Here is a 6,644-nt window from a genome sequence, read left to right as displayed (position 1 = left end):
TCCTCAGGCAGAAGACGGGATGCGTGGTGCATCGGAGGCAGGAGTTCAGACGCGTGCTCTTCCGATCTGTCCCCGGGGCACGGGCACGCCGGCCGGGCCGTCCGGCGGGGCCGCCGCGTCGTCCCGTCCGCCTGCGAACAGGCGGTGCGAGGCGAGCGCGCCGGGGCCCGCGCAGGCGATCAGCAGGAAGGCCCAGCAGAAGAACACCGGGGCCTCGCCGCCGTTCTGGATCGGCAGCAGGCCGCGCTCCTGGTGGACGGTGAAGTACGCGAACGCCATGGACCCGGAGCTGAGGAGGGCCGCGGGCCGGGTGGCGAGGCCCAGCATGACGAGTGCGCCGCCGGCGAGCTGGATGACGGCCGCGTACCAGCCGGGCCAGGCGCCGGCCGTCGCGGCGTGCTTGCCCAGCACGCCGAAGAGCGTCGCGACCCCGTGGCAGGTGAACAGCGCGCCGATGATGATTCTGAACAGGCCGAGGACATAGGGCTGTGTCCGATCGAGTCGTCCGAACATGTGGGGGTGACTCCTTCGGTCGGTCGAGACCAAGTTGGTATGGACCTGTGGAGTCTCCTCGTGCGTGCCCGGCGGGGAAATGCACTGGTGCGGGTTCGATGCCTTCGCACGAACGATTCGGGTCGCGCGGAGGTGCGCTATGCGGACGTGCCTGGCGGTCATGGACATGCCCTTACCGCGGTACCCGGCGTTCTGCGGTGTTACGGGCCGCTTTGTGCCAGGGTGCACGCTCGTCCGAAACCGGCCCCTGCGGCGGGAGGGGCAACGCGTCACCGCGCGGCATTCCGCCGCGCCTTCCTCTGCCGCGCCGCCCCTCCGGTGCCTCAGCGCGTCAGCGTCCGCTCGTCCACCGTCACCAGGCTCGCCGTCCCGTCCCGGTCCGCGCGGGACTGCTCCAGGCGCAGATCGGCGTGGCGGCCGTCCAGGGTCAGTGTCATCAACTGGTTGCCGAACCACGGGCCGCCCGTCCTGTCCCACGCCACCGGCGGGTGTTCCAGGCGCCCGTGCAGCCGCAGCAATCGGCCAAGACCCCTGCCGACACCGCTCCAGCCCATGCGGAACGTGAACTTCATATAGCCGGGGACGGAGTTGTGCACGGGCGAGCACGTCAGCTGCACCACCCGCGAGCCGACCTCGCCCCCTGGCCGCTCCCGCGGCCACGCCGCCTCCGCGATGTAGGCGTGGTGCACGTCCCCCGACAGCACGCACACCGTCGCCGGGGCCTCGGGCCCGCTGCCCACCTCCGCGACCAGGTCCGCGAGTTCGCCGAACGAGCGCGGGAACGCAGCCCAGTGCTCCAGGTCGGCCTTCCGGCGCAGCCGCTCGCCGATCCGCGTCCAGCGCGGTCCGCGCCCGCCGCCGCACAGCACCGAGTCCCAGCTCTCCAGGTCGTGGATCATCGGCGGCAGCAGCCACGGCAGCGATGTGCCGAGCAGCAGGTGGTCGTACGAGCCCGGCGCGTCGAGCGCCTGCTCGCGCACCCAGCGCGCCTCCTCCTCGTCGACCATCTCGCGCCCGTCCTCCGCCAGCACGCGCGCCGCGCGCGAGTCGACCACCAGCAGGCGCGTGCGGCCCAGGTCGCGGCGGTAGCTCCACCGGGTCGTCGTGCGGTCGCGGTCGGCGCGCGCCGCGAACTGCCGCAGCGCCGCCGTCGGGTCCGTGCCCTCCCGCACCGCCGCGTACAGCTCGTCGCGGTCAAGCTCCTCGGGCGAGAGGTTGCCGAGGTGCTGGTAGACCCAGTACGACATCAGCCCGCTGACGATCCGCTCCTCCCACCAGTCGGTGGCGCGCATCTCGTCGAGCCAGGAACCGCTGGTGTTCCAGTCGTCTATGACGTCGTGGTCGTCGAAGATCATGCAACTCGGCACGGTGGAGAGCAGCCACCGCACCTCGGGGTCGCCCCACGACTCGTCGTAGAGGTGGGTGTACTCCTCGTAGTCGGCCACCTGCGTGCCCGGCGGGCGCCGGAGGTCGCGCCGGGAGGCCAGCCACAGCTGCGTCTCCTTGGACGTCTCGTCCGCGTACACCTGGTCGCCCGCGAGGAACAGCAGATCGGGCCGGTCCGCCTCGTCCGCCGCCGCGAGCCGCAGCGCCAGTGTGTCGAGGGCGTCGGGCCCGATGGGGTCGTGGCCCTCCTTGGCGGGTCTCGCCCACCGGCAGGAGCCGAAGGCGACGCGCGCCCCGCCGGCGTCCCGCGACGGCGTGCGTATCACGCTCGGCGGGAACACCCGGCCGTTCGCCGTGGCCGATGGTGCCTCTGCGCCGTGCGGCGCCCGCGGCCAGACGCCGTGCCCGTCAAGACGTACCTCGTACGTCGTGGACGTGCCGGGCGTCAGCCCCTCGACCAGCACGAGCGCATAGTGGTGCCCGGCCACCTCGAACGTCGGCGCCGACCCCGACGCCCCGTCCGCGCAACGGACTTCGGCGGTGCAGGCACCGTCCGCCTCCACCCATACGGTCGCCGTTCCCGATCCGTCCCACGCGACGTGCCGCAGCACGGGGCCCAGCCGAAGCTCGGTCATGCGTCACCTCTCCTCATGTCCGCCCGTACGCTACGGACACCGGGTCGTGGTGCGCGAGGCGGCCCCCGGCGCGGTACGAATGGACCGTGCGACTGACCGAGGACGAGGCGAGGCGACGGCTCGGCGCCGCCCGTGTGCTCAGGCTCGCCACCGTGGACGCCGACGGCGCGCCCCACCAGGTGCCGGCCACGTTCGCCTTCTACGGCGGCGGCAGGCTCGCCATCGCCGTCGACCACAAGCCCAAGCGGACCAGGGACCTCAGGCGCCTGCGCAACATCGAGGCCGAGCCGCGCGTGTGCGCGCTGGCCGACGAGTACAGCGACGACGACTGGACGCGGCTGTGGTGGGTGCGCGCCGACGGCACGGCCCGCGTCCTGGCCGCCGGCGCCGAGCGGGGCGCCGACGGTCAGGAGGCCGCCGAGCGCGCCGAGGCGGTGGACCGCCTGGTGGCCAAGTACCCGCAGTACGCGGCGCACCGGCCGGACGGCCCGGTCATCGTGATCGACGTCGCGCGCGTCACGGGGTGGGCGTACACGGACCCGGCCGGGTAGCCGCGATCAGCCGATGCCGGTGACGCTGAGAGCCGTCGTCCAGTTGTTCTTCATGGCGCTGCGGGCGGCGGACAGCGTGATCCTCCCGTCGCACACCGCGTTCTTGAGCTTCGTCTCGACGCCGTCCTTGCTCCTGGCCGTCTTCGTGCCCGAGTACGGCTCGGGCCACAGGTTCCCGGGGTCACGCGGGGAGCCGCCGAGCTCCAGGGGGATGAAGTGGTCCTCCTCGTATGCGGAGGTGGAGGTGTTCGTGTAGCCGTAGTCCGCGATGCCCTGCACCTTCAGCGGGTTGGTGTAGGACGTGGGCGGGCGGACGGTCGCCGTCCAGCCGGAGACGCAGATGGTCGAGTCGATCGTCGACTGGGTGACGTCGGAGTTGTACACGCCGGGGGTGCATGACGGGTCCGGCAGCGGCAGGTATGCCTGCGAGCAACTGGCCGCCTGCGCTGTACCGGCCGCCTGCGCGGTACCGGCGGCCTGTGCGGTGCCGGCGTTCACGCCGAGGAGGAGTCCGCTGCCCGCCAGGGCGAGCGCGGAGCAGACGGCGACCGGTATTCGGGAGAGGGAACGCATGAAGGCCTCGTTTCGGTTAGTCATGCTCATGTCATCCACGTGGGTCTGTCGTGCGGGGACGCGTTTCGATCGCGTGACGCGCGTAGAGCGGCCGGCGCAGGGTGTCCGTCGCGCATGCGCCGGAAGACAGCTTGGGGTCAGGTTCACGTCAAAACAAGAGGGGTGACGCGATCCGGGACAGCCGGGGTCCGAGGGCTCTGCATGGCGAGGCGGCCCGTGACGTAGGCTGGGGCCAGCAGAAGGGGAGTAGCTCTTCGCCGGAACGTCGACATACTGCCGGGCCCGGGATCCGTCCCGACCTGGCCGGCGCCCGGAGGCGGCCCGTGTTTCACGGCCCGCCGGCGAGACCTTCGGCCGCAGTGATCCGTGGTGCACGCCGCCGGCGCGGGATGCCGGTGGCGCCGACGACGACGCTGCCGCGCCGAAGCGGTCCGTCCCCTCGTACGGTCGTCCTCACGGCGCGGCGCGCCCGACCGATTGAGGACAACGACCAGTGTTCAGCTTCACCGTCATGGCGATCGTCTTCGGCGTGGTCTTCCTCGCCGAGTTGCCCGACAAGACCGCTCTCGCGAGCCTGATGCTGGGGACGCGCTACCGCGCCTCATACGTGTTCGCGGGCGTGGCCGCGGCCTTCGCCGTCCACGTCGCGCTCGCCATCGCGGCGGGCAGCCTGCTGACCCTGCTGCCGCACCGGCTCGTGCAGGGGGTGGTCGGCGTGCTGTTCCTCGCGGGGGCCGCGGTCCTCCTGTTCAAGAAGGACGAGGAGGAGGACGAGGAGATCAAGGCGCCCGCCGACCAGTCCTTCTGGCGCGTCGCGGGCGCGGGCTTCACACTCATCCTCGTCGCCGAGTTCGGCGACCTCACGCAGATCATGACCGCCAACCTGGCCGCGCGGTACGACGACCCGTTCTCGGTCGGCATCGGCGCCGTCCTCGCCCTGTGGGCGGTCGGCGCGCTCGGCATCCTCGGCGGCAGGACGCTGATGAAGTACGTCCCGCTGAAGCTGATCACCAAGATCGCGGCGCTCGTGATGATCGCGCTCGCGGGGTTCAGCCTCTACGAGGCGATCGCGGGCTGAGGGGCCGCGGCGGGGCCCGCCTCGCGCCGGGACCGGCCGGTGGGCGGGCGTCCGCCGGTGGGCCGGCGCTGGGGCGCCGAGCGCCGGCGCCGGGGGCCGAGCGCCGGCGCGGCTTCACGGCGCGATGCGCAGGGTGATGCCCGCCGTCGCCGCGTTCCGGTCCGCTGTGGCGCGGTCCACCGCGCCGCGGTCCACCGCGTTCCGCTCGACCGTCACCTGCGTCAGGTCGCGCACGTGCGCCGTGGGGGCCATCGCGGCCGCACGCGGCCCGACGCCCACCACCCGCATGCCGGCCGCGCGCGCCGCGGCGATACCCGCCTCTGAGTCCTCGAAGGCCACGCAGTCCTCCGGCGCGAAGCCCAGGCCCGCCGCGCCCTTCACGAACCCCTCGGGGTCCGGCTTGCTCGCGCTGACGTCCTCGGCGGTGACGCGGATCATCGGCATCGGCAGGGCCGCGGCGTCCATCCTGGCCTCGGCGAGCGCCACGTCGGCCGAGGTGACGAGCGCGTGCGGCAGCCCGGCCGCGACGAGCGCGCCGAGGAAGGCGGGCGCGCCGGGCACCGGGACGACGCCCTCCGTGTCCGCGGTCTCCTGCGCCAGCATCCGCTCGTTCTCGGCGTAGTTCGCCTCCATCGGCCGGTCGGGCAGCAGCGCCGCCATCGTGGCGTACCCCTGCCTGCCGTGGACGACGCCCATGATCGCGTCGCCGTCCAGCCCGTGCCGTACGGCCCACTCGCGCCACACGCGCTCCACCACCGCGTCGGAGTTGACCAGGGTCCCGTCCATGTCGAGCAGCACAGCCCGGCAGGTGAGGACGGTTTCGGGGGCGGTGGCCTGCATGCGCGCGACTCCAGGACGGGGGCGGGGGAGGGGCGGGACAAGCGGTCCCGCCCGCCGGTCAGGGAGTACGGGCGGAACCACTTTGTTCCCCCACAGTACAAACCAGAGGGCATGGCGCGCCACCACCGGGGGGTGAACGCCGGGGAACGAGCGTCCGCGCAGGTGGGCGGCGTGTGATACGCGCCACCTGGGCGCCGCCCAGTGCGGGCCGAGCGCGGGACGCGTCAGCCGTGGCGCGCGCCGCGTCAGCGGTAGTGCGACCCGCCGTACCCGCCGAAGTGGTCGCCCGTGCTTCCCGCATACGTGCCGTACGGGCTCTGCGCGCCGTACCGGTCGTCCGAGAGGTGGGTGCCCGACTCCTGCCGCGACTGCTGCCGGGTCTCCTGCCGGGAGCGCGAGTGCCGCCAGGAGTGCTGCGTCTGCTGCGTCTGCTGGGTCCGTTGGGTCTGCTGCGTGCCGGTGCCGCCGGCGTCCTGCGTCCCCTGCCGCGGCGTCTGCTCCGACTCCAGCGCGCGCCGGGTGTTCGGCCCGTACACGCCCGGCTGATCGCCCTTGACGTGCCGGTACATCTGGTAGATGCGGACCGACGCGGCCACGGACCGGCCGTATTCGCCGTCCTGCGCGCCGTGGTAGAGGTACATCTCCGCCAGCCGCCGCTGGAGCGCCGCCACACGCGAGCCGCTGTCGCCGTAGGCGAGCGAGTTGCCCGCGTCGGTGCGCGCCGTCCGGCCGCCCGCCGCACTGTCGGCGCCGTGCTGGGCACTCGACGAGGCGCTGTGCCCCGCGGCGATGTTCTTCGCCGTGGCGGACGTGCGGGACGACGTGCCCGAGAGCGCCGAGTGGCCCGAGGGCTGGGCGGGGGCGGCCGTCGCCGCGTCCGGGAGTGTGGTGTCGGGCAGCCCCGCGTGCGTCGCGTCGGCGAGCGCCTCGCCGGAGCCGCCGCCGGAGAACATGCCGGACGCGAACGCCGCCGTGCCGAGCACGGCCGCGGCGGTCACGCCAAGGGCGACCGCCTTCATGGGCCTGCGCGCGCCCCTGCCCGCGTCGGCACGGTCGGGTGCGTGCGGC

General features: G+C 73.3%; 7 protein-coding genes. 2 read left to right on the top strand and 5 right to left on the bottom strand.

Translation table 11 applies throughout. The annotated features are described in order from the left end of the window. Positions 1 to 45 precede the first annotated feature (45 nt). Together JFN87_RS31445 and JFN87_RS31440 are read right to left on the bottom strand one after the other, a co-directional pair. Positions 46 to 513 carry a DoxX family protein gene (locus tag JFN87_RS31445; protein ID WP_209345651.1) on the bottom strand — a complete coding sequence of 156 codons (468 nt, stop codon included), beginning with the start codon at positions 511 to 513 and terminating at the stop codon, positions 46 to 48. A 323-nt stretch (positions 514 to 836) separates the two neighbouring features. Then, positions 837 to 2,534: an alkaline phosphatase D family protein gene (locus JFN87_RS31440; protein WP_209345649.1), complete on the bottom strand. Its 1,698-nt coding sequence runs from the start codon at positions 2,532 to 2,534 to the stop codon at positions 837 to 839. A gap of 86 nt (positions 2,535 to 2,620) precedes the next feature. Here JFN87_RS31440 and JFN87_RS31435 point away from each other — a divergent pair, with 86 nt between their 5' ends. After that, a complete protein-coding gene (locus tag JFN87_RS31435) occupies positions 2,621 to 3,085 on the top strand; it encodes a TIGR03668 family PPOX class F420-dependent oxidoreductase (RefSeq protein WP_209345647.1) in 465 nt (154 codons plus the stop codon). A 6-nt stretch (positions 3,086 to 3,091) separates the two neighbouring features. Here the strand turns inward: JFN87_RS31435 and JFN87_RS31430 are convergent, their stop codons facing one another. Further along, on the bottom strand, positions 3,092 to 3,682 hold the full coding sequence (locus JFN87_RS31430) for a hypothetical protein (protein ID WP_245182704.1): 591 nt from the start codon (positions 3,680 to 3,682) through the stop codon (positions 3,092 to 3,094). 469 nt (positions 3,683 to 4,151) lie between these two features. Here JFN87_RS31430 and JFN87_RS31425 point away from each other — a divergent pair, with 469 nt between their 5' ends. Next, the gene (locus JFN87_RS31425) at positions 4,152 to 4,736 is read left to right on the top strand and encodes a TMEM165/GDT1 family protein (protein WP_209345645.1); all 585 of its coding nucleotides are present in this window, start codon (positions 4,152 to 4,154) and stop codon (positions 4,734 to 4,736) included. 114 nt (positions 4,737 to 4,850) lie between these two features. Here JFN87_RS31425 and JFN87_RS31420 read toward each other — a convergent pair whose 3' ends face one another. Beyond that, positions 4,851 to 5,576: an HAD-IA family hydrolase gene (locus tag JFN87_RS31420; protein ID WP_209345643.1), complete on the bottom strand. Its 726-nt coding sequence runs from the start codon at positions 5,574 to 5,576 to the stop codon at positions 4,851 to 4,853. Between the two features lie 245 nt (positions 5,577 to 5,821). Further along, a partial coding sequence (locus JFN87_RS31415) for a peptidoglycan-binding domain-containing protein (RefSeq protein WP_209345641.1) occupies positions 5,822 to 6,644 on the bottom strand: 823 nt, incomplete at its 5' end.

Source organism: Streptomyces montanisoli, from assembly GCF_017813245.1.
GTDB classification, from domain to species: domain Bacteria; phylum Actinomycetota; class Actinomycetes; order Streptomycetales; family Streptomycetaceae; genus Streptomyces; species Streptomyces montanisoli.
The sequence above is the reverse complement of the archived record's forward strand: the minus strand, read 5'-3'. Positions and strand labels throughout refer to the sequence as shown.

Bases quoted from the DNA above. Each gene is read 5' to 3' on its own strand.
- JFN87_RS31440 (WP_209345649.1), bottom strand. From the start codon at position 2,534: ATGACCGAGCTTCGGCTGGGCCCCGTGCTGCGGCACGTCGCGTGGGAC.
- JFN87_RS31430 (WP_245182704.1), bottom strand. From the start codon at position 3,682: ATGACTAACCGAAACGAGGCCTTCATGCGTTCCCTCTCCCGAATACCG.
- JFN87_RS31420 (WP_209345643.1), bottom strand. From the start codon at position 5,576: ATGCAGGCCACCGCCCCCGAAACCGTCCTCACCTGCCGGGCTGTGCTG.
- JFN87_RS31445 (WP_209345651.1), bottom strand. From the start codon at position 513: ATGTTCGGACGACTCGATCGGACACAGCCCTATGTCCTCGGCCTGTTC.